Here is a 20,767-nt window from a genome sequence, read left to right as displayed (position 1 = left end):
ACCGGATGGAAGCTGCCGCGCGCGTCACGGTCACGCGGGCAGCGGTGTCACGCCCCGGCCACGCCCCGGTCGGCGGCACGGCCCAGGGAGTCGGCGTCCTCCATGAACTCCAGCATCCGGGCGTTGACCAGGTCGGGGTGGTCGATCTGCGGTCCATGGCCGGTCGCGGCGATGATCTCGGCGCGGGCTCCGGGGATCAGACGCGGGACGCGCTCCAGTTGCCGCTGCGGGTGCACCAGCAGGCTGCGCTTGCCCATGATCAGGTGGAACGGCGTCCGGATAGCGCCCAATTGCTCGTCGGAGAGCGGCAGAGGCGCGGGCCTGCGGATACGGAAGGCCCGTACGCCCGCCCGCACCATCGCGCGCAACTCCGGTACGACGAGGACCGGTTGCTCCAGCCAGGCCGCCAGGCGCGGGCGCAGCGCCTTGGGCGCGAAGGTGGCGAAGAGGCTGGCGAAGATCCAGACGAAGAAGCGCAGGCCCACCTTCTCCAGGCCGCCGGGGTCGAGTGCGGTGACCGAGGCGAGCCTGCCGGGCCGCAGGTGTGCCTGGTTGATGACGAGCCAGCCGCCGTAGGAGGAGCCGACGAGGTGGACCCGGTCCAGGCCGAGCGCGTCGAGGGCCTCGTCCATCCACTGGGCGGCGCGCTCGGGCTGCCACATGGGTTCGCGGTGCACGCTGCGGCCGGGGTCGCCGGGGGTGTCGAGGGCGTAGACGGGGCGCTCGGCGCCGAGCGCCCGGGTGTTGGGGTACCACATCGCGGAGCAGCCGCCCGACCCGTGGATCAGGACGACGGGCGTGCGGGACTCGGCGGCCGGGTCGGCGGGGCCGTACCGGTAGACGTGCGTGGTGCCGAAGGAGGTCTCGACATCCGTCTCGGAGCGGGCTGGCGCGCCCAGTGCGTAGACGGCGTCGCAGGCGGCGAAGTACCGCTCGCGCAGGGTGTCGTTGACGTAGTGGCCTACGTCGCGGCGGGCTCGGGTGGCGGTCTCGGGCACGGCGGTACCTCCGGTGAGGAATCGTCCTTCGTAATACGACGGTATCACTATGCTGATACGGCGGTACCATGAAGAGGTCCGGGAAGCCGGGCCGCACAGGCGCGACCGACGGGTGGAGACACGAGAGCATGCCGAAACGCGTGGACCACGAGGAACGGCGCAGCCAGATCGCCGAGGCGCTCGTCCGGGTCGCCGGGCGGCGTGGACTGCACGCGGTCGGCATGCGGGACGTGGCGGCCGAGGCCGGTGTGTCGCTGCGGCTGGTGCAGTACTACTTCGGGACCAAGGAGAAGCTGCTGCTCCACGGGCTCCAGCATCTGACCGATCGGTTCACCGCCCGCGTGGGCGCCCGTCTCCGGGACGGCGGCGCGGGCACCGGGCCGCGTGCGACCGCCGAGGCGCTGCTCCTGGCCTCCCTCCCGACCGACGAGGAGAGCCGGACCTTCCACCTCCTCTACACCTCGTACGCGATCCTGTCCGTGACCGACGAGGCGCTGGCCGCCCAGCCCTTCATCGACAGTCCCGACGCCGCCGAGGACGCCCTGGCCGGGCTGTTGCGCCGGGCCCAGGAGGCCGGTCTCGCCGATCCCGGCGTGGACGCGCGCACGGAGGCCATCGGCCTGCTCGCCATGGCGGCGGGCATGGGCACCAGCATCCTGGTGGGCCAGCGCCGGCCGGAGTCGGCCGCCGAGGTACTGCGCCACCACCTCGACCGCATCTTCACGCCCGCGACACCGTGAGCCCTGCGGCACTGTGAGCCCTGCGGCACTGTGAACCCCGCGACACTGTGAACCCCGAGGCACCGTGAACCCCGAGGCACTGTGAGCCCCGCGGCACGGTGAACCCCGCGGGCCCGACGAGCCCTCCGTGACACCGGCCGGGACAAGGGTCAGGGCCGGGTCTCCGGGGCAAGGGTCAGGGCCGGGTCTCCGCGGCCCCCCGCGCGGGAATCACGAAGCATGCCGCGGCCGCCAGCACTCCCGCCAGCAGGAAGCCCCGCGCGTAACCGGCCGAGCCGATCAGCCCGCCCAGCAGCGGCGGCGTCAGCGACGCGGCGAGGTTCTGGCCGGTGTTCTGGACGCCCATGGCCCGGCCCGACCAGGAGCTCCCGGCGAGCTCGGCGGTGGCGGTGAAGGCCAGCCCGTTGGTGCTCGCGGTGACACCGCAGGCGACGACCATCGCGAGGTCCGTCAGCGGCGAGGGCCACAGCGCGCCCAGCGCGGTCGCGCCCATGACGACGGCGATGCACACGGACAGCTGCCGCATCGGCCGCATCCGGCTGCCGACCCGGTCGGACCAACGGCCCGCGGCCACCCGGGACGCCGCCCCCAGCACCTGCGACACCACCAGGAGCTGCCCGGCGTGCACGGCGCTCCAGCCCCGCACGTCGATCAGGAACACCATCGCGAAGGCGTTCGTGGCGAACTGCGGTACGCACAGCAGCGCGCTGGAGGCGTGGATGCGCCACAGCCCGGCGCGGCGGTACGGATTGGGAGCCGGTTCCCGCCCCGCGGTCCGCGCGGCACGGGGCGGATCCGAGGTCAGCGCGCCGACGAGCACGGCCACGACGCCGCACAGCACCGCGCAGAACAGCACGGTCCCCGCCAGGCCGCCGCGCGCGGCGAGCGTGGGGACCACCAGAGCCGCGATGCCCATCCCCAGCGGGGTCGACGTCTGCCGGATCCCCATGGCGAGCCCGCGCTCCCGGGCGGAGAACCATCCGACGACGAGCCGGCCGCTCGCCGCGGAGACCGAGGCGCTCGCCGCCCCGGCCAGCGCCAGGAGCACGCCCAGGGGAACCAGGCCGTTCATCGTGGCCCCCAGGGAGAGGAGCACCGCCGTCATGCCCAGACCGGAGGTGATGACGACCCGCTCACCGAAGCGGTCGGCCAGGGCGCCCCAGGCTATGAGCGTCAGCATGAGGCCGACGGTGGGGCAGGCGATCAGCAGCCCGACCTGACCGAGCGTGAGCCCGTTGTCCCGCCTCAGCGCCTCCGAGGTGTACGGGAGTCCGTAGAGGAAGGTGCAGGCAACCGTCTGCGCCGCGGTCCCGAGAGCCAGCATCATCCAACGGCGCACAGCGGTCCTCCCCGTTCCTCCCTGGTGCATGCAGGCTGCAACTATTGCACCGAATCCACCATGCAAGACAGGTCGTCTCATATAGTGGCCGACTCCGGAGGCGAGTACGGCCCGGCCGTCGGCGAACAATCTTCGCGAGAGCAACACACCGACTGCGCACAACCTCCCGCAAGTGCCGTTACGTTGTTGCCCGCTCGATCGTGAGTGCGAACTTGAACAGGTCGCCGGAGTTCCTGGTGGCGCAGTCAGCACAGAGAGATCGCGGATGGACTACTGCTCCTCGTGCCGTCGGACGCTCAACGGGGCCCTGACGTGCCCCGGATGCGGTGCGTACGCGCCGGACATCGCCCCGCACGGATATCACCGACACGGCCCGGCAGCGGCGACGACCGTGGCACCCACGGCGCCCATGGCCACCGTCAGGGTGGTGGAGGAATGGCCGGCGCAGGAGTTCCCCGACTCGGCCGGGTACTTCGACACGCCGCACATCGGGGCCGAGCCCGCCATCTTCGAGCCCGCCATCTTCGAGCCCGCCATCTTCGAGCCCGCCACCTTCGAGCCGCACACCTCCGAGCCGCGCGCCCCCGCACCGCACGTCGACGAATGGCCGCGCACCCCCGCACCGCAGGGCCGTGCGGCCAGGCGTCGCCAACTGGCGCGCTGGAAGAAGCACCGGCGCCGGGCGGTGCTCGCGTCGACCGTCGCACTCGTCGGCGGCGGCCTGACCCTCGCCGTACTCCCGTCCCGGCCGTCCACCACCCACAGCACCCAGGCCTCCACGCTGCCGGAGCCGAAATCCACGGCCACCGCCACGGACCGGGCCGACGTCCCCCACACCGACACGGACGCCGGTACGGACACGGACACCGGTGCCGGCTCGCCGCGTGCCGTACGCACGCACACCCGCGACGCACTGAGCTCCGGCACCGACGACCGATCGCTCGCGGCCACCGGCCTGCCCCGGAACACCTCCACGGTGCCCGCCACGGTCACGAACAGCACCCGGCACTCCGTCGCCGCCGCCCGTCCCGCCACGGCGGCGACCCCTCGGTCGCCCGCCACCGGCACCCCGGCCCCGCAGACGAGCACGCCACCCGCACCCGCTCCCTCGCAGGCCGGCAACCCGGCGGCGGACGCACCGCCCCCGAGCCCCGCGCCGGAAACGACCCGGCCGGGCCGGATCTGCGTGCTCCTCCTCTGCGTCGGCTGACCACCCCCCGGCCGACTCAGGACCGCCCCCGCAGCCGACTCACGGCCGACTCACGACCGCCCCCTGCGACCGACTCAGGACCGCCCCCGCGGCCGACTCCCGGCCGTCCTGCGGCCGACTTCCGACCGCCGCCACAGCGGCTCTGTTGTGAACATTCAGCGCAAGAGTGCAACTGGCGTGTCGGTCTTGACAATTGCCCACCTGACCGATGTTAAGATCATCTTACTTCCAGTGGGCTGACGGCATATGGGGGCATTCCGGGAGGAATGAATTCCTCGGCCCCACACCCGGAGGGGCCCTTCCTGGGTGACGCAGACCGCGGCTAGACCGGCCCGGCACTGCGGCACGTGAGGGAGCGTCAAGCCGTATCCATAGCCATGGCACTTGAAGTGAGTCTCATGACATTTGCACAGGGCCCTCTTCTGTGGGCACTGGTTGTCGTCGCGCTGGTCGCCGTGGGTGCCGTTCTGCGGGCTCGCAAGACCAACATCGGACTGCGCAGACAGAACTCCGAACTCCACCAGCAACGAGACACGTTGCAGCGCCAACGTGACGAACTCCACGTCGCGTACACCGGTCTGACGCATCAGCACTCCTCCGAGCTGACCGAGGTCCGCAAGGACGCCGAGGAGGAGACCAAGGCGGTCCTCAAGGCCGCCGTGCGTACCCTCCAGGGGCTCGCGGACGAGCAGCAGGTGGTCATCGAGAACGCCCAGCAGAAGTACGGCGACGACCCCGGCATCCTCGCCGACATGATGGCCATCGACCACGCCAACAGCCAGTTCGGACGGCGTGCCCAGGGCATCGCTGTGCTGTGCGGCGGCTGGCTCGGGCGCCGGGAGACCGTCGCGTCCGTCTTCGACGTGGCCCGCAGCGCCCAGGGCCGTATCCGGCAGTTCGACCGGGTGCGGATCAACGGGCAGGTGAACTTCTCGGTCGTCAGCAAGGCCGTGGAGCCCGTGGCCGTCGTCCTCGCCGAGCTGCTGGCCAACGCCACCAACTACTCCGCGCCCGGCGCCCCGGTCGAAATCAACATCCAGGCCGTCCCGACGGGCGTCTGCCTCATCGTCGACGACGCCGGTCTCGGCATGGGCCAGGAGGAGAAGGACCGCGCCGCGGCCCTCCTCGCGCCGCAGGCCGCGATCAACCTCTCCAGTCTGGGCATCCCCCCGCAGTTCGGATTCGCCGTCTCCGGGATGCTGGCCGCCCGCTACGGGTTCAAGGTCTCGGTGGATTCCGTGTCCCCCTATGGAGGCGTACGCGCCGTGGTTCTGCTGCCCGACGAGTTGCTGACCGGTGATGTGCCCGCGCCGCCCACGTTCGTCGAGCACCACGACGCGGAGATCTCGGCGCTCCCCCGGCGCCAGGCGCACGCGCCGTCCCCGACCCCGCTGTTCCCGCCGGCCGCGCAGCCGGTCGCCGCTCCGCTGCCCACCGGGCCCGCCACCACCGCCGGCGGGCTGCCCAAGCGTCGTCGCAAGAGCCCGGTGTCGGTCGTGCCGTCGGCCGAACCGGAGCCGGTGCGCAGCAACGAGGAGACCGCTTCCCGTCTGGGCGCGTTCCAGCGCGGTACCCGGTCCGGGCGTGACATGACGACGATGGAAGGACCCGAGTTCCAGTGAACCCCGATCTGTCCTGGGTGCTCAACGATGTGCTCCAGGTACCCGGCGCACGGCACGCGATCCTCGTCTCCGCCGACGGTCTGCTGCTGGCCAACTCCAGTGAGATCGGCCGGGACGACGCGGAGACCGTGGCGGCCGCGATGAGTTCCATGCAGTCGCTGAGCCGGGCCGTCGCGCCCTTCATCGGCGCCCAGGCCCCGGGCCGCTGGCGCCAGACGCTGCTGGAGTACGACCACGGCTGGATCTTCCTGATCGCGGCGGGCACCGGCGCCTACCTGGCGGCGGCCGCGGCGGCCGACGTGGACATGGAGGCCATGTCCTTCCGCATGCAGCAACAGGTCACCGCGCTGGGGAAGGCGATGACCACACCTCCCCGCCAGGACGCGGGAATCGACGTATGACGACCCCGGGCGAGGAACAGGCGGTCAACAGCGGGTTCGTCCGGTCGTACGTGATCACCGGCGGGCGCGGCCTGCCCGATGCGGAGGGCCTCTCCCTCGTCACCCTGGTCACCATCGCGCCCGACCGGCAGCCGCCCCCGAACCCGAGCCCGGAGGTACGGGCCATCTGGGAGCTGTGCTCCGGCGGCTATCTTTCGGTGGCGGAGGTGGCGGGTCACCTCGGTCAGCCGGTCGGTGTGGCGCGGCTGCTGCTGAACGATTTAGCTGAACAAGGTCACCTGATGCGCCGCAAGGCGCCACCGCCGGCCCAGCTCGTTGACAGGAAGATCCTCGAAGAGGTGTTGCATGGACTCCACGTCCGGTTCGGCTGACAGCATCTATGTGCCGGACGCGGTACGGCGTGCGGCGAAGATTCTCGTCGTCGGGCACTTCGCCGTGGGCAAGACGACGCTCATCGGCACCCTCTCGGAGATCACGCCGCTGCGCACCGAGGAGCGGATGACCCAGGCCGGGGCGCACATCGACGATCTGCGCGGCGCACCCGACAAGGTGACCACGACGGTCGCGCTGGACTTCGGCCGTCTGACGCTCAGCGACGAACTGGTGCTGTACCTGTTCGGTACGCCGGGCCAGCAGCGCTTCGTCGAGCTGTGGGAGGACATGGCCCGCGGCTCGCTCGGCGCGCTGCTCCTCGTCGACCCGGCCCGTCTCGCCGACACCTTCCCGGTGATCGACCTGGTCGAGACGTACGGACTGGAGTACGCGGTCGCGGTCAACAGCTTCGATCCGTACTCCCGGCATGCCGAGGAGGAGTTGCGCGAGGCTCTCGATCTGCTGCCGGACACCCCGGTCGTGTACTGCGACGCCCGGGACGAGAACTCGTCCGCGCAGGCCCTGATCACTCTGGTCCAGCACCTTCTGGCACACGTGGCCTGAGAAGCTGTCGCCCGGCCGCCGTTCGGACGGCCCGGGTCGGGCGATGGCTCCCGGGCCCGTTCTCCTACCACCGTCCGGGCCCTTCTGGGCCCGCGATCACATCGAGGAATCACACATGGACTCGTCGCCGGGATCCACCCCGTACAGCGCCCCCACCGGGTGCCCGATGCGCGGTGAGCACCAGACGTCGCTCTACGGGCCGGAGTTCGCGTCCGATCCGCAGCGCGTGTACGACGCGTTCCGGGCGCACGGACTCGCCGCTCCGATCGAGCTGGCCCCCGGTGTGGAGGCCACCCTGGTCGTGCAGCACGAGGCCGCGCTCCGGGTGCTGCAGAATCCGTCCTTCTTCGCCCGTGACGCGAGGCGCTGGGCCGCGCTGCGGGAGGGCCGCGTACCGCTGGACAGCCCGGTGCTGCCGATGATGGCGTACCGGCCCAACTGCCTGTTCACGGACGGCACCGAGCATCTGCGGCTGCGCAAGGCGGTCACCGAGAGCCTCGGCCGGCTCAACACCACCCGGCTCAGCCGGGATGTGGAGCGGATAGCCGACTACCTCATCGACCAGTTCATCGAGCGCGGCAGCGCGGACCTGCTCGGCGACTACGCCAAGCTGCTGCCGCTCCTGCTGTTCAACCAGCTCTTCGGCTGCCCCGGCGACATCGGCGACCGGCTGACCCGCAGCATGTCCGCGATCTTCGACGGCGAGGACGTGCTCCGGGCCAACGCCGAGCTGACCGAGTGTCTGATGGAGCTCGTCGCGCTCAAGCGGCGCCAGCCCGCCGAGGACATCACCTCCTGGCTGATCCAGCACCCGGCGGGGCTGCGGGACGAGGAGCTCAAGGACCAGCTCGTCATGCTGATGGGCGCGGGCATCGAGCCGGAGCGCAACCTGATCGCCAACGCGCTGCTGCTCATGCTGTCCAGCGACACCGGGGCCGCGCAGCGGCGGGGCACCGGGATGCTGGTCGAGGACGCCCTCGACGACGTGCTGTGGAACAACCCGCCGATCGCCAACTACGCGACGCACTACCCGGTCCAGGACATCGACCTGGGCGGTGTGACGCTGAAGGCGGACACCCCGGTACTGATCAGTTTCGCCGCCGCCAACAGCGACCCCGCGCTCACCGACGCCCGGCAGACCCTGAGCAAGGGCGCCCATCTGGCCTGGGGCGCGGGCCCGCACGTCTGCCCGGCGAAGTCGCCCGCGCAGCTCATCGCCCTCACCGCGATCGAGAAGATCCTCAACTCGGTGCCCGACCTCGCCCTCGCGGTGTCGCCCGACGCGGTCGAATGGCGTCCGGGCCCCTTCCACCGGGCCCTGGTGTCACTGCCCGTGTTCTTCAGCGCCGCCCCGGCGCGCCGGACCACGACGTCGGCGGCGCAGTCGCCCGTTCCGGCCCGGCATGCCGCCCCGAGCGAGACGCCGGCCCCGCACTACGACCACGCGGAGCCGCAGAAGAAGACGAAGGGCTGGTGGAGTTCCTTCCTGGACGTGTTCCGGGTGTGAGGAACGTCTAATCGGGCGTGCCGTACGGCCCATGCCCGCAAAGCGGGTTTTCTCGCGCATAACAGCTGTGACAGGAGAGGGAGTTGAGGCGCACGCGACAGATGACAAGGGGCTGAAGCAGAGTTTCTCTGTGATACGGGCAACAACGATCCACGCATGGCGGGCATATGCGGAGGGGTAGGTTCTGCCGGTAACCATGAGACCAGGTCAAGGAACTCTGCGTGAGCGCTATATGTGGCACAGACAGACCCCCCGTCGACCGCCGTGCCCTCATCTCTCTCCTGAAACGTCTCAAATCGCCCGAGGGGCAGGCTGATCCCTACCCTTTGCTGGCCGATCTGAGAGCCATGGGCGACGTCGTACGCGCGCCCTGGGAGGCGTACTTCGTCACGGGCTTCGACGCGTGCAGCGAGGTGCTGCGCGGACGCAACTGGCTGGCGCCCGACTTCGCCTGGCAGGAACGCCAGGCGGACACCGAGCGCTGGGAGGCCGTCGCCACGCAGGAGATGACCAAGACCCTCTCCCGCCTCAACGCACCCGAGCACACCTGCCAGCGCCGCAGCCTCGGCAACCTCTTCGACCGCTCGACCATCACGCGGCTGACCCCGCAGGTCGAGGGGCACGTCGCCCGGCTCCTGGACGAGCTGGCCGACAAGCTGCACTGGGGCGAGGCCGACCTCGTCAGTACGGTCAGCGAGCAGTTGCCGATCAGCACCATCGGCTCCTGGCTGGGGATACCTCCCGAGGACTACGCGCACATCCTGGAGATCACCCACGACCAGGTGCACGCCCAGGAGCTGCTGCCCACCAAGAAGCAGCTCGCCGTCTCCGCCGAGGCGACCGTGCGTCTGCGCAGCTACTTCACCGAGCTGGTGAAGCAGCGCCGGGCCAACCCCGGCAACGATGTCCTGACCGGCTGGATCCACACCTGGGACGCCCGGGAACCCGACCGCGAGGCGGCGGACGAGATCCTCTACCGGCTCACCATGTTCGTCACCATCGCCTCGCTGGAGACCACCGCGACCCTGCTGTCGGCCATGGTGGAACTGCTCCTGAAGGAACCCGGCCGGTGGGCCTGGCTCGGCGAGAACCCCGGCTACATCGACGCCGCCGTCGACGAGGTCCTGCGCTACGACCCGCCGATCCACATCAACACCAGGATCGCGGCCGAGGACACCGTGCTGGCGGGTGTGCCGATCGCCAAGGACAGCATGGTCCACGTCATGTACGGGGCCGCCAACCACGACCCGCGGCGCAACGAGGACCCGGACGCCTTCGACGTACAGCGCTCCGGAACGCATCTGACCTTCGGGGGCGGGGTGCACTACTGCCTGGGCGCGGCCCTCGCCCGCCTGGAGGCACGCACGCTCCTGACGCAGCTGCTGAAACGGTTTCCCACCCTGCGCGCCATCGCGCCGGCCACGTACGCCTCCCGGCTGGTCTTCAGACGGGTCACCTCGCTGGGCGTGGCGATATGAAGCTCTCGCTGCCGCAGTACCTGACCCCGCACAGGCGCCCGAGCACGGTGCGCACCGAGCGGGAGGGCGCCGTTCTCCGGGTGGAGCTGGACTCCCCGGGCACCGGCAACGCGGTCACCGAGGCGATGCTGGACGATCTGCTGGCGGTCCTGGCCGTACCGGACCCCGACGTGCGGGTACTGGTGCTCAGCGGGGCCGGGGACGACTTCTGCCTGGGCGGCGACCGGAACGAGTTCGCCGACTGGCTCGATGAGGACCCCACCGGGCGGGGCATCCGGATCGCCGGTGACAAGGCCCGCCGGGTCTGCGAGGCGATCTCCACGAACCAGGCCGTCACCATCGCCCGGATCCAGGGCAAGGCGATCGGCGCCGGTCTCGCGCTGGCCCTCGCCTGCGATCTGCGCGTGGGCGCCGACACCGCCGGTTTCCGGCTGCCGGAGCTGGCGCTCGGGCTGCCCACCGCCTGGGGCGGCGTACTGCCCCGGCTCATCCACGAGGTCGGCGCCGCCCGCGCCCGTGAACTCATCCTCACCGGACGCGCCTTCGACGCCACCGAGGCGTACGAGCTGTCGGTCCTCCAGCGCATCGTGCCCGAGAGCGACCTGGACGCGGCGGTCACCGCCTGGGCCAAGCCCATCGTGCGCCGCCCCGAAGCCGCCCTCCGCGTCACGAAGGCGCTGCTCAACTCCTACGCCGCCCCGACCCGGCTGGCCGACCCGTCCGTCCTGGACGCGGAACTCATGGCCACCGTCGCGGCGGCGACCCGGCGACGGTAGGGCGGCGGTCAGGCCCCGGTCGGCCTCCCGCCCCGGCCGGTGCCGGGGCGAGGCGGCCTGCTCAGCCGCAGCCGAGAGCGGTGCGCGCGGCCTTCGGGAAGCGCTCCAGGACCGAGGAGTTGCGGAAGAAGTCCATGGCCGCTTTGTCCACCGGGCCCTTCGTGTTCTCTTCGAGGAAGAGATTGTCCATGGCGAAATAAGTCTCCTTGCCCCCGCAGACGGCCCGTTCGAAGCCACGCTTTTCGGCGCCGCTGAACAGTTCCGGGTTCCGGATGACGGCGAGGCGGGCGAAGGGGCCGTGTTCGTCGTCCCTCGGCAAGCCGGTCGCGGGGCGCTCCAGGGACAGGTCGCAGAACCAGGCGCCGTCGAAGGAACCCGAGGTCTGTTGCTGCACGGAGGTGCCCGCCGGGGCCGTGGCGGCGAAGGAGAAGCCGGCCAGCCCACACACCTTGGCCGGATCTGACTTGCTCACCCGGGAGGCGGGGAAGTAGCGGAAGCCGCCCGTTCCCGACGCCGTGGAGCCCGCTTGCGAGGTGGCCGGCAGGCACTGGTGAGACGTGGCGATGGCACGGGCCACCCGCTCCGCCGTCCGGGACAGCTTGGCCGGGTCCACATCACCCCGTTCCACTCCCACCCGCAGGACGGTGCGATCGCCCTTGGCCGCCCCTTCGCCCACCATGGCGCACGAAGCGGGGAGAGAGACCCAGCCGGTGCCGTGCGTGTCGAAGGCACCCGGGAAGAGGCCCGCCACAGTGTTGTGCTCGCCCGAGACGGTCCACAGGGAATCGGCGAAGGGATGGTCGGCTGCGACGGCGGTGGCCCGGAGGCGGACTTCCACGTCCTTCCCGCCAGGAAGCCAGCCGGCCCGTTCCAGCACGCAGGCGTTGGTCGAGTCGAAGCGGCTGGTCACCCGGCCACTGCCGCCGAGACCTTCTTGGGCGTCATCACTGCTCAGCCAGCCATCACACAGTTCCCGGGGTCCGAACGCGTTCGTATTGGCCGCCACCGTCACTCCCGCTACCACGAGCAGTGCACAACCGGCCAGGACGAGGCCCCGCCGCCACCGACGCCGCGTTCGGGGTGTTTCCGTGGTCACGTGCGTTCATTCCCATCCGAGGTAGGTGGCCGCATCGCTGCGAGCGCTGGTATACGACTGCTTGGCCCTGGTGCGCATGTCCCTCCACGCATCCCAGTCAGGGTCGTGCTTCGAGTTCTCATGGTCCTCGATGTCCACACCCCGGTCCTTGGCCCAGGCATCGATGAGCTCGTACGTACCGTTGATCCCGGAGCTGTAGTGGCCGGAGTTCTTCTCCACGGCTGCCGCTTCGGCTGCCTCGCTGACATCTTTTGACCACTCGTACCCAGCCGCGTCCACAAGACGCTGTGCGGTGTCGCCCAGCACCGGAAGGCCGGTGATCGGAGCACCGATCAAGTGGTATCCGTACCGGGTATCGTCGTTGACCTGGGCAATCTTGCCGTCGCGTTCGTCGAGGATCACATCGGAGCCGATGGAGTTCATGGCACCCATGACGTGGCCGAGATCGTTGGCCGGGTTGGTCCAGCGCACATAGCCCTCACCTCCCTGTGCCGGAGCGTCGACCAGGCGCTCCATTGCGTAGTCCCTCTGCGTCGCGTAAAGCAAGTTGGCGGTGTCGGCCTCCTCGGTGACGCCACGCATAACCCGCATGAGCGAGTCCTTGCCCACGGTGATCCCTGCCTTGGCGTCGTGCCCCGAGCCGTCCTGCCAAATGCCGTCTCGTCCCGCCGGACTTCCGTAACGAGGACCGTCGGTCTCCGCGAGGATGTTGTGGTTGTCAGCCGCGTAGTCCGCCATCGCGTTGGCCAGATTCTGGTGCATGTTCTTGGGCACGCTGTCACCGGCCGCGCCACTGTCGAGGTACTCAATGGTGCCCTGCATGACCCGGGCCTGGGCGGGGGTGTGCGGGCCGGGGCGGCCGTTGGACTCGCCCTCGGCCAGCGGCGGATGTCCGGTGGAGGCGGCCTCCAGCGCGGCACCGAGGCCGGTGTGGCTGTAGGGGTCGTCGACCTCCACCTTGGGATAACCGGTGAGTAGAATCTTCGGCCAGTCTCTGGACTTTTCGCCGGTTCCGGTCAAATACTCCAGCCGCTGGTTGCCCTTCTCCGGGTCCTGGCCGGGGTCGAGGAAAGCAGTGGCTGTGTCGGGGTCACGACTCATCACACCGAGCAGGGTGTCGATGGCGTCGGCACGAACGCCGTTGTGGCCGGCGCCCTTCTGCACGAAGAGCTCATGATCTTTCTTCTCCGCGGCGATGAGATCGTCACCCAGTCCGTGCAGAAAATCTTGATTGAACTTGCCATCAGCCGCGTTCATCATGCTGACAAACGTGGAGTAACCAGTGACCGGGTTGGAGTCCGAGCCGAAGTTCTTGGTGCCGTTCTCCTTGAGGTCCTTGGTGAATTCCTCGTAGAACGCACGATCTTGATCACTGCTCGGTTTCCACGTCGCACTGGCCACCGAGTTCCCCAACTCTCGCTGAGTTTGCAGTAGTTGCGTGCGGTTACTCTTGTCGCCGCCGTATGCCATCTCGAAGAGCTTGTTACTGAGCCTGATGGAGCCGTCCGCGCCCAGCGCCTTCAGGAAAGGCTGGCTGAATTCCTTGTTGCCGCTGTTATCACGCAACGCGCGTTCCAGCCCTGCGAGCTCCCTTTCGGACACCTTTTCGCCCGAGTTCAGCTTCATGGCCGTGTCTGCGGCGGCGTCGGCCTCGTACTTCTCGATGTCGCCAGTCGCCATGGAGTTGAAGCCTCCTATGGTGCCGTCGAATGGGTCGCTGTCCTGCATCGCGGCCTTCAGTGCCAGTGCGAATCCGTCGTCGGCGTCTCCGACTGCGCGGACAGCGGCGGCTATGTGATCAGTCCAGGACTGCTCGGTATCACGCAACCCCGGGTCATGATGAGCGGCAAAACGTTCTTGTTCTGTGGCTTTGCTGTAATCGAAGCGGGCTTGTCCCTGGTCGGAAACAGCCATTCCGACCTCGACGGCATCCGCGACGGCAGCCTTCACCTTCGCCCGCAGATCGACGAACTGGGTGTGCGCGTCGCGGATCAGCGAGGCGACCGCCTTCGCCTCGGTCTGCGCGGACCGGTATTCCTTGAGGGTTGCGGTGAAGCGCTTGTTGGCCGCATCAGCACTCAGACCGGACCAGGACTGTCCCAAGCTGATGCCATGGACGTCCCTTTTGTAAGCGCGCTCGACCTTCTCGAACTCGGCAGCCATCGCGTCCCACTTCTCGGCCGCCGTAGTCAGCGCGGACAGGTCAGTGGTCATGACTTCGTGGTAGCTGGGCACTTCTGATCCCCCGATCAGTTGATGTCGTTGAGCTTCGACACGCCCTTGAGCCGGTTGCCGACGCCGATGTCGTGGCTCTGGAACCGGATGCCGGTGTCGCGCAGCAGCGCACTCTCCGAGGCCAGCCTCTTGCACAGCATTTCGACCTGCTCGCCCCAGTCCTTGTCAGCCTTCTTCAACGCGCTCGATGTGGCCCACCCGTCCCCGTCCTTGGCTCCGAACGCCTTGGCCGCCGCGCTGTTGGACTCGTCCGCCCAGTTGCCGGCTTTACGGGTGCCATCGAGGATGGGCCCGTCGATGGCGTCGGCAGCAGCCTTCTTCTCGGCCGGAGTCGAAGCGAAGTCGGGCGTGGCGACGGACGGGGAAGGGGGCGCCCCGTCGGTACCGGCGGGAAGTTGGTTGAGACGCATCGACACCGAGCTGCTGGCGCGTGCCTCCGACTTCAACTGATCCCACTCGCCCCAGGCCATCGATGCCGTCCTTCCCCGTGCGCACGTGCGTGCAGAAACTCGAATTTCTGCGCAAGTATGGTGCATTGAGCGCCCACCGGTGGGCGACTCAGCTGCTCAGCGAGTCAGCCCATGCCTCCTCCGCGTTCGGCACGAACGGGGCCCCTCACCGCGTCGGCGACCCGGCGACGGTAGGGCGGCGGTCAGGCCCCGGTCGGCAGGGCCGTAGGTGTGCCGTTGATTGCGGCGATGCGTTCGCGCCAGGGGACGGGTTCGGGTTCGGTGCGGGCGGCGGCGCGGTGGCAGGCAGGGCATTCGGATTCGCCGAACCGGGGGCGGAAGACATGTGGCTCGCCGGGGCCCGCGCATTCGACGAGTTCGGCGAGGGGCGGGCGTTCGTAGGGCCGGTGCCGGGCCGGGGGTTCGGGGAGTTTCTGGATCAGGCGGTGGCGCAGGAAGCCGACGGCCGAGCGGACGCCGTCCTGCGGGCGTTCGGCGAGCAGGGCGTGGCGGAGGTCGGATTCGCTCAGGCCGCGTTCGAGCCACTTGACGGCCTCGACGGCGAGGGCGCGGGCCTCGCGTACCCCCAGGAACAGCTCGCGTCGGGTGTGGCGCAGGGAGAGCAGGACCCGTTCCGCGCGGGCCAGTTGGGCGGGATCCGCCGTGGGGGTCCGTGGGGTCGGGTCGGGTGTGGCGCCTGTCGCCCGCTCAGGTTTGGTGGGTGGGTGGGGAGTTGTCTTATCACCGTGGTCTTCTACCGGTTCATGACCACCGGCCACCCGAGGGGTCGGCTCACCGACCGTCGGGAAGTGTGTACCCGGCGGCGGGACCGTGGCCGTGGCCGTGGCCGTGGCCGTGGCGGTGGCCGTGGCGGTGGCGGTGGCCGTGGCCGAGGGGGCGGGCTCGCCCAGGAGGAGTGCCGCCTGTTCAGCGGTCAGGGGATTGTTCGCGACCAGTTGCGCGGTCAGCCAGCGGCCTCCCGCGACCTGGCGCCGCCGCTCGTGCACGAAGCCGTGCTCGACGAGCTGTTGCTTCGCTTTCTGGTACGCGCGGCCCTTGATGCCCACCTTGCGGGCGAGTTCGCCCAACGGTTTGCACAGGGCATCGCCCGGGAGGCCCTGGACGTAGAGGAGCAGGATCTTCGCGTCACTGTTCAGACGCGGATGGCGTACGACATCGTTCGATGCCTTCGTATAGCGCGCGGACGGCGCGATAGCATGACGCAGCATTTCCGGTGGCCTCGCAGTCCACTGGTGGTGTAGGCCCTCGGATTGGTGTTAGCGCACCGCCGGGGGCCGCTCCATGCGCACGGGAGCACACGGAACGTGATGACGTGGTCACCGTAGCGCACCTTCTCCATCTCCCGCCATGCCGACGGAACTTCGCGCGTACGAGGACCGCCGGAGACTGACGGCCCCGCGCAGCCGTACGTACTGCAACGACAGTACGTACGAGTGCATGCAGGGCGACGACGACGATGACGCCCCTGTTCACGAAGGATTGAGGCATTCCTCCGGCCCCGCCGTGCCCCGGCACGGCCCAGGCACGGCCGGAGCCGTGGCACCGCGCCGCGGACCGTTGCCCGATCCAGAGAGACTGGAGCGCCTCTTCGTGGCTACCTTCCTTTACCGGCTCGGCCGCTTCTCCTTCCGGAGACGTCGGCTCGTCGCCCTGCTCTGGGTGGTGGTCCTGGCCGCCTGCGCGTTCGCCGCGGCCAAGGCCCCGACCGCCCCCGAGGACGGGTTCTCGATGCCCGGGACGGAGTCGCAGAAGGCGTTCGACCTGCTGGACCAGCGTTTCCCCGGCGGCAATTCCAACGCCGCCGACGCCCGGATCGTCTTCGTCGCGCCCGAGGGCCAGAAGGTCACGGCGGGCCCGAACAAGGCGGCCATCGAGAAGATCGTCGCGGACGTGGCGGGCGGTGACCAGGTCAAGGGCGCCCTCGACCCGTTCAAGATGGCCGGGGCGGTGAGCAAGGACGGCACCACCGCGTACTCCACCGTCTCGTACGACGTGCAGAGCATCGATCTCACGACCGCCACCAAGAAGGCGCTGGAGGACACCGCCGAGAAGGGGCGGGACGCGGGGCTGACCGTGGAGCTCGGCGGTTCGGCCCTGGTGCCGGAGAGCGAGATGGGCGGCACGACGGAACTCGTGGGTGTCGCCGCCGCCGCGGTCGTCCTGCTCATCACCTTCGGGTCGCTCGCCGCGGCGGGCCTCCCGCTGCTCACCGCGATCGTCGGCATCGGCGTGGGCGTGGCCTCGATCGTCGCCATCGGGATGTCCACGACCACGACCACGCTCGCCCTGATGCTGGGGCTCGCGGTCGGCATCGACTACGCGCTGTTCATCGTCTCGCGCTACCGGACGGAACGCGCCGAGGGCCACGGCGCCGAGGAGGCCGCCGCACGGGCGGTGGGCACGGCGGGTTCCGCCGTCGTCTTCGCCGGGCTCACCGTCGTCATCGCGCTGGCGGGCCTGGCCGTGGTCGGCATCCCCGTCCTGACCAAGATGGGTCTCGCCGCGGCGAGCACCGTAGTGATCGCCGTCCTCGTCGCGATGACCCTGCTGCCCGCACTGCTCGGCTTCTTCCAGAAGGCCGTCCTGCCGCGCTCCCGGCGCAAGGGACACGGCGGGCAGCGCGCCAAGGACGGCCGGCCGAACCTCGGCACCCGCTGGGCCCGCTTCGTGATCCGCCGGCCGCTCGCGGTCCTGGTGCTCGGCATCCTCGGTCTCGGCCTGATCTCCGTACCGGCGCTCGATCTCCAGCTCGGTATGCCGGGCGACGAGGCGAAGTCCACCTCGACCACCCAGCGCCGCGCCTACGACGCCCTGGCCGACGGCTTCGGTCCCGGTTTCAACGGACCGCTCACCGTCGTCGTCGACGCGAAGGCCGCCAAGGATCCGAAGGCCGCCGCGGCACAGGCCGCCGAGCAGCTCACCGCGACCAGGGGCGTCGTCGTCACGACGCCCCCCGCCTTCAACGAGGCCGGTGACACCGCGGTGCTCACGGCCGTGCCCGCCACCGGGCCCAGCTCCGAGGACACCACGGAGCTCGTCCGCACCATCCGCGACGAGGCCCGTGGCCTGGAGTCCGGGACCGGTGCGACGATGCTGGTCACCGGCGCGACCGCGGTGAACATCGACGTGTCGCAGAAGGTCACCGACGCGCTGGTCCCCTACCTCGCGCTCGTCGTCGGTCTGGCCTTCCTGCTCCTGATGGTCGTCTTCCGCTCGCTGCTGGTCCCGCTCAAGGCAGCGCTCGGCTTCCTGCTCTCCGTGACGGCGGCCTTCGGCACGATCGTCGCGGTGTTCCAGTGGGGCTGGCTCGCCGACGCCCTCGGCGTGGAGCAGACCGGGCCGGTGATGAGCATGATGCCGATCTTCCTGATCGGCGTGGTCTTCGGGCTGGCCATGGACTACGAGGTCTTCCTGGTGACCCGGATGCGGGAGGCGTACGTCCACGGGGAGCGGCCCGGCGAAGCGATCGTCACCGGGTTCCGGCACAGTGCCCGGGTCGTCGGGGCCGCCGCCGTCATCATGATCGCGGTGTTCGCCGGGTTCATCGGGATGAGCGAGTCGATGATCAAGATGATGGGCGTCGGTCTCGCCTCGGCCGTGTTCTTCGACGCGTTCGTCGTCCGGATGACGGTCGTCCCGGCGGTACTCGCCCTGCTCGGCGACCGGGCGTGGTGGCTGCCGAAGTGGCTGGCGAAGGTCCTGCCCCAGGTGGACGTCGAGGGCGAGAAGCTGAACCACGGCGGACCGGCGGCGCCCGCACCCGCACCCGCGGAGGAACCGGCCCCCGACCCCGTACGCGTGTGAGTCACGGCGGAGTGATGTGAGGCGGCCGGAGGCCCGTCCGTGGTGAGTACGACGGACGGGCCTCCGGTCTCGCTGCGCGGGCGGACGGGCGGATCGAGGACCATGGATGGTCGGACAGGCCCTGCGGACCCCGCCTGCGGGCCTGCTGAGCCCGTAGAACCCGCGAACCCCGCGGACCCGCATCCTGTGGAAGAGGAAGAAGAGAGACTGCGTGTTCACCGACTGGTGGCAGTGGGCCCGACGCCACCCCCGGGCCGTCGACGTGGCGATAGCCGTGGCGCTGTGGATCTCCGCGGTCTTCTCCAGCACCCTGACCGACGCCCGGATCGTCCGCGTCCCGCCCCTCGCCTTCTCCCTGGCCGCCGTCGTGCCCTCCGTCGTTCTGCTGCTGGGACGGCGCAGGTTCCCGCGCACGGTGGTGGCGGTGACGACGGTGTGCGGTGGTGTCCTGGGCGTCATGGGCGGCCGGATCGGCTTCGACCCCAGCCCCAGCGTCGTCGGTGCCGCCCTGGTCGCGCTCTATCTCCTGGCCCTGCGTACGGAACTCCGCACGACCATCCTGTACACGAGCGGGGCGGCCGTCGCCCTCGTCATCCTCTCCGTCGGCTGGGGCAAGGGCACGCTGCTGCGGCCCGACCAGATCGGCACCCTCTCGTGCGTGCTGCTGGCGGGTGCCGTCGGCGAGTCGGTACGGAACCGGCGCGACCATCTCGCCGCCGTGGAGGCACGGGCCGAGCTGGCGGAACGCACCCGCGAGGAGGAGGCGCGCCGCCGGGTGAGCGAGGAGCGGACCCGGATCGCCCGCGAGCTCCACGACATCGTCGCGCACCACATCGCGCTCGCCCACGCACAGGCGGCCACCGCCGCGTACCTGCTGCGCAGCCGGCCCGAGCAGGCGCAGGACATGATGGACCAGCTCGCCGGAACGACCTCCTCCGCACTGCGCGAACTCAAGGCGACCGTGGGACTGCTGCGCCGCGAGGGCGACCCGGAGACACCTTTGGAACCCTCCCCCGGGCTGGCCCAGCTCCCCGAGCTGATCACCTCGTTCGAGCAGACGGGCCTGTCCGTCTCGGTGTCGGTGGAAGGTGAGAGGCGGGCGCTGTCGTCGGGCACGGACCTGACCGCGTACCGGATCGTTCAGGAGGCGCTGACCAACGTCACCAAGCACTCGGGCGGTGCGAGGGCCTCGGTCCGCCTCGGCTACTCGCGCCGACTGCTCACGCTCACCGTCTCCGACGACGGGCACGCACCGCCCGCGGCGGGCGAGCCGGGCTACGGCCTCATCGGCATGCGCGAACGGGCCCTGTCCGCGGGCGGCCGGCTGGCCGCCGGGCACCGGGCGGACGGGGGCTTCGAGGTGACCACGGAGCTTCCCCTGGAGACGGCGGAGCCCGACCCCCATCAGGACGACAAGGAGAGGACGGCGCGGTGACCATCCGGGTACTGCTGGCCGATGACCAGGCGCTGCTGGCCGGGACCTTCCGGCTGCTGATCGATTCGAACGACGACATGGAGGTCGTCGGTGTCGCGGCGGACGGCCGGGAGGCGGTGGAGCGGGCCCGTGCCACCGCGCCGGACGTGGTCGTGATGGACATCCGCATGCCGGGCATGGACGGGCTGGCGGCCACCGAGGCGATCTGCCGGGACGAGGCGCTGCGGGACACCCGCATCCTGATCCTCACCACCTTCGAGATCGACGAGTACGTGGCCCGCGCCCTGCGCGCGGGCGCCAGCGGCTTCCTCGGCAAGGACGTCGGCCCCGAGGAGCTCCTGGACGCCATCCGGACGGTGGCCTCGGGCGACACCCTCCTGTCGCCCACCGCCACCCGGGCCCTCATCACCCGCTACCTGGCCCGCCCGGAGGGCGGTGTCGCCGTGCCGGAGGCCCTGGACGTCCTGACCGCCCGCGAGCGCGAGGTCATGGCGCAGGCCGCCGAGGGCCTGTCGAACGACGAGATCGCCGCCCGGATGCACGTCAGCCCGCTGACCGTACGCACCCATGTCGGCCGTGCGATGACGAAGCTGGGCGCCCGGCACCGCGCCCAACTGGTCGCCATGGCCTACCAGTCGGGCCTGGTGCGGGTGGACCCGCCGCAGGGCCGGGGCACGGCCGTCTGAGGCCTCTCGCCCTCGTTCCCGACGCGCGGGGAGT

Annotated in this window: 18 protein-coding genes; 12 read left to right on the top strand and 6 right to left on the bottom strand. The window is 70.2% G+C overall.

What is annotated here, in order from left to right:
* Positions 1 to 47 precede the first annotated feature (47 nt).
* Complete coding sequence (locus AB0D53_RS25500; RefSeq protein WP_362450428.1) at positions 48 to 998, bottom strand: alpha/beta fold hydrolase; 951 nt, start codon at positions 996 to 998, stop codon at positions 48 to 50.
* 128 nt (positions 999 to 1,126) lie between these two features.
* Between AB0D53_RS25500 and AB0D53_RS25495 the strand changes: the two genes are divergently transcribed.
* The gene (locus AB0D53_RS25495) at positions 1,127 to 1,738 is read left to right on the top strand and encodes a TetR/AcrR family transcriptional regulator (protein ID WP_362450425.1); all 612 of its coding nucleotides are present in this window, start codon (positions 1,127 to 1,129) and stop codon (positions 1,736 to 1,738) included.
* 175 nt (positions 1,739 to 1,913) lie between these two features.
* On the opposite strand, the gene AB0D53_RS25490 is transcribed toward AB0D53_RS25495, so the two are convergent.
* Positions 1,914 to 3,077 carry an MFS transporter gene (locus AB0D53_RS25490; protein WP_362450423.1) on the bottom strand — a complete coding sequence of 388 codons (1,164 nt, stop codon included), beginning with the start codon at positions 3,075 to 3,077 and terminating at the stop codon, positions 1,914 to 1,916.
* Positions 3,078 to 3,486: 409 nt separating this feature from the next.
* Between AB0D53_RS25490 and AB0D53_RS25485 the strand changes: the two genes are divergently transcribed.
* The 8 genes from AB0D53_RS25485 to AB0D53_RS25450 all read left to right on the top strand — a co-directional run bounded on the left by AB0D53_RS25485 (position 3,487) and on the right by AB0D53_RS25450 (position 11,007).
* Positions 3,487 to 4,287 (top strand): hypothetical protein, encoded by an 801-nt coding sequence (locus AB0D53_RS25485; RefSeq protein ID WP_362450421.1) that lies wholly within the window; start codon positions 3,487 to 3,489, stop codon positions 4,285 to 4,287.
* Between the two features lie 398 nt (positions 4,288 to 4,685).
* Positions 4,686 to 5,909 carry an ATP-binding protein gene (locus AB0D53_RS25480; protein WP_362450419.1) on the top strand — a complete coding sequence of 408 codons (1,224 nt, stop codon included), beginning with the start codon at positions 4,686 to 4,688 and terminating at the stop codon, positions 5,907 to 5,909.
* Positions 5,906 to 6,310 (top strand): roadblock/LC7 domain-containing protein, encoded by a 405-nt coding sequence (locus AB0D53_RS25475; RefSeq protein WP_266417211.1) that lies wholly within the window; start codon positions 5,906 to 5,908, stop codon positions 6,308 to 6,310. Before AB0D53_RS25480 ends, AB0D53_RS25475 begins: the two co-directional genes overlap by 4 nt.
* On the top strand, positions 6,307 to 6,681 hold the full coding sequence (locus AB0D53_RS25470; RefSeq protein WP_072487820.1) for a DUF742 domain-containing protein: 375 nt from the start codon (positions 6,307 to 6,309) through the stop codon (positions 6,679 to 6,681). Before AB0D53_RS25475 ends, AB0D53_RS25470 begins: the two co-directional genes overlap by 4 nt.
* Positions 6,656 to 7,246 carry an ATP/GTP-binding protein gene (locus tag AB0D53_RS25465; protein WP_317862039.1) on the top strand — a complete coding sequence of 197 codons (591 nt, stop codon included), beginning with the start codon at positions 6,656 to 6,658 and terminating at the stop codon, positions 7,244 to 7,246. Before AB0D53_RS25470 ends, AB0D53_RS25465 begins: the two co-directional genes overlap by 26 nt.
* Before the next feature lie 115 nt (positions 7,247 to 7,361).
* On the top strand, positions 7,362 to 8,753 hold the full coding sequence (locus AB0D53_RS25460) for a cytochrome P450 (RefSeq protein WP_362450416.1): 1,392 nt from the start codon (positions 7,362 to 7,364) through the stop codon (positions 8,751 to 8,753).
* Positions 8,754 to 9,100: 347 nt separating this feature from the next.
* Positions 9,101 to 10,231, top strand: coding sequence for a cytochrome P450 (locus tag AB0D53_RS25455; protein ID WP_362450413.1), 1,131 nt, complete (start codon positions 9,101 to 9,103; stop codon positions 10,229 to 10,231).
* Positions 10,228 to 11,007 carry an enoyl-CoA hydratase/isomerase family protein gene (locus AB0D53_RS25450; RefSeq protein WP_362450411.1) on the top strand — a complete coding sequence of 260 codons (780 nt, stop codon included), beginning with the start codon at positions 10,228 to 10,230 and terminating at the stop codon, positions 11,005 to 11,007. The genes AB0D53_RS25455 and AB0D53_RS25450 overlap by 4 nt, the downstream gene beginning before the upstream one ends.
* A 61-nt stretch (positions 11,008 to 11,068) precedes the next feature.
* Here AB0D53_RS25450 and AB0D53_RS25445 read toward each other — a convergent pair whose 3' ends face one another.
* From AB0D53_RS25445 to AB0D53_RS25430, 4 genes are all read right to left on the bottom strand, one after another.
* On the bottom strand, positions 11,069 to 11,917 hold the full coding sequence (locus AB0D53_RS25445) for a hypothetical protein (protein ID WP_362450409.1): 849 nt from the start codon (positions 11,915 to 11,917) through the stop codon (positions 11,069 to 11,071).
* Between the two features lie 192 nt (positions 11,918 to 12,109).
* The gene (locus AB0D53_RS25440; protein WP_362450407.1) at positions 12,110 to 14,317 is read right to left on the bottom strand and encodes a hypothetical protein; all 2,208 of its coding nucleotides are present in this window, start codon (positions 14,315 to 14,317) and stop codon (positions 12,110 to 12,112) included.
* Positions 14,318 to 14,352: 35 nt separating this feature from the next.
* Entirely contained in the window at positions 14,353 to 14,808 is a 456-nt protein-coding gene (locus AB0D53_RS25435; RefSeq protein ID WP_362450405.1) for a hypothetical protein, read from the bottom strand.
* Between the two features lie 182 nt (positions 14,809 to 14,990).
* Positions 14,991 to 16,016: a hypothetical protein gene (locus AB0D53_RS25430; RefSeq protein WP_362450403.1), complete on the bottom strand. Its 1,026-nt coding sequence runs from the start codon at positions 16,014 to 16,016 to the stop codon at positions 14,991 to 14,993.
* 382 nt (positions 16,017 to 16,398) lie between these two features.
* Here AB0D53_RS25430 and AB0D53_RS25425 point away from each other — a divergent pair, with 382 nt between their 5' ends.
* From AB0D53_RS25425 to AB0D53_RS25415, 3 genes are all read left to right on the top strand, one after another.
* Positions 16,399 to 18,612 carry an MMPL family transporter gene (locus AB0D53_RS25425; RefSeq protein ID WP_362450401.1) on the top strand — a complete coding sequence of 738 codons (2,214 nt, stop codon included), beginning with the start codon at positions 16,399 to 16,401 and terminating at the stop codon, positions 18,610 to 18,612.
* A gap of 211 nt (positions 18,613 to 18,823) precedes the next feature.
* Positions 18,824 to 20,047 (top strand): histidine kinase, encoded by a 1,224-nt coding sequence (locus tag AB0D53_RS25420; RefSeq protein ID WP_362450399.1) that lies wholly within the window; start codon positions 18,824 to 18,826, stop codon positions 20,045 to 20,047.
* Entirely contained in the window at positions 20,044 to 20,733 is a 690-nt protein-coding gene (locus AB0D53_RS25415) for a response regulator transcription factor (protein ID WP_362450397.1), read from the top strand. The genes AB0D53_RS25420 and AB0D53_RS25415 overlap by 4 nt, the downstream gene beginning before the upstream one ends.
* The last annotated feature ends 34 nt before the right edge of the window (positions 20,734 to 20,767 follow it).

It is taken from the genome of Streptomyces sp. NPDC048295 (genome assembly GCF_040652135.1).
In the GTDB taxonomy this organism is placed as follows: Bacteria; Actinomycetota; Actinomycetes; order Streptomycetales; family Streptomycetaceae; genus Streptomyces.
This window is presented reverse-complemented; position numbering and strand designations above follow the sequence as displayed.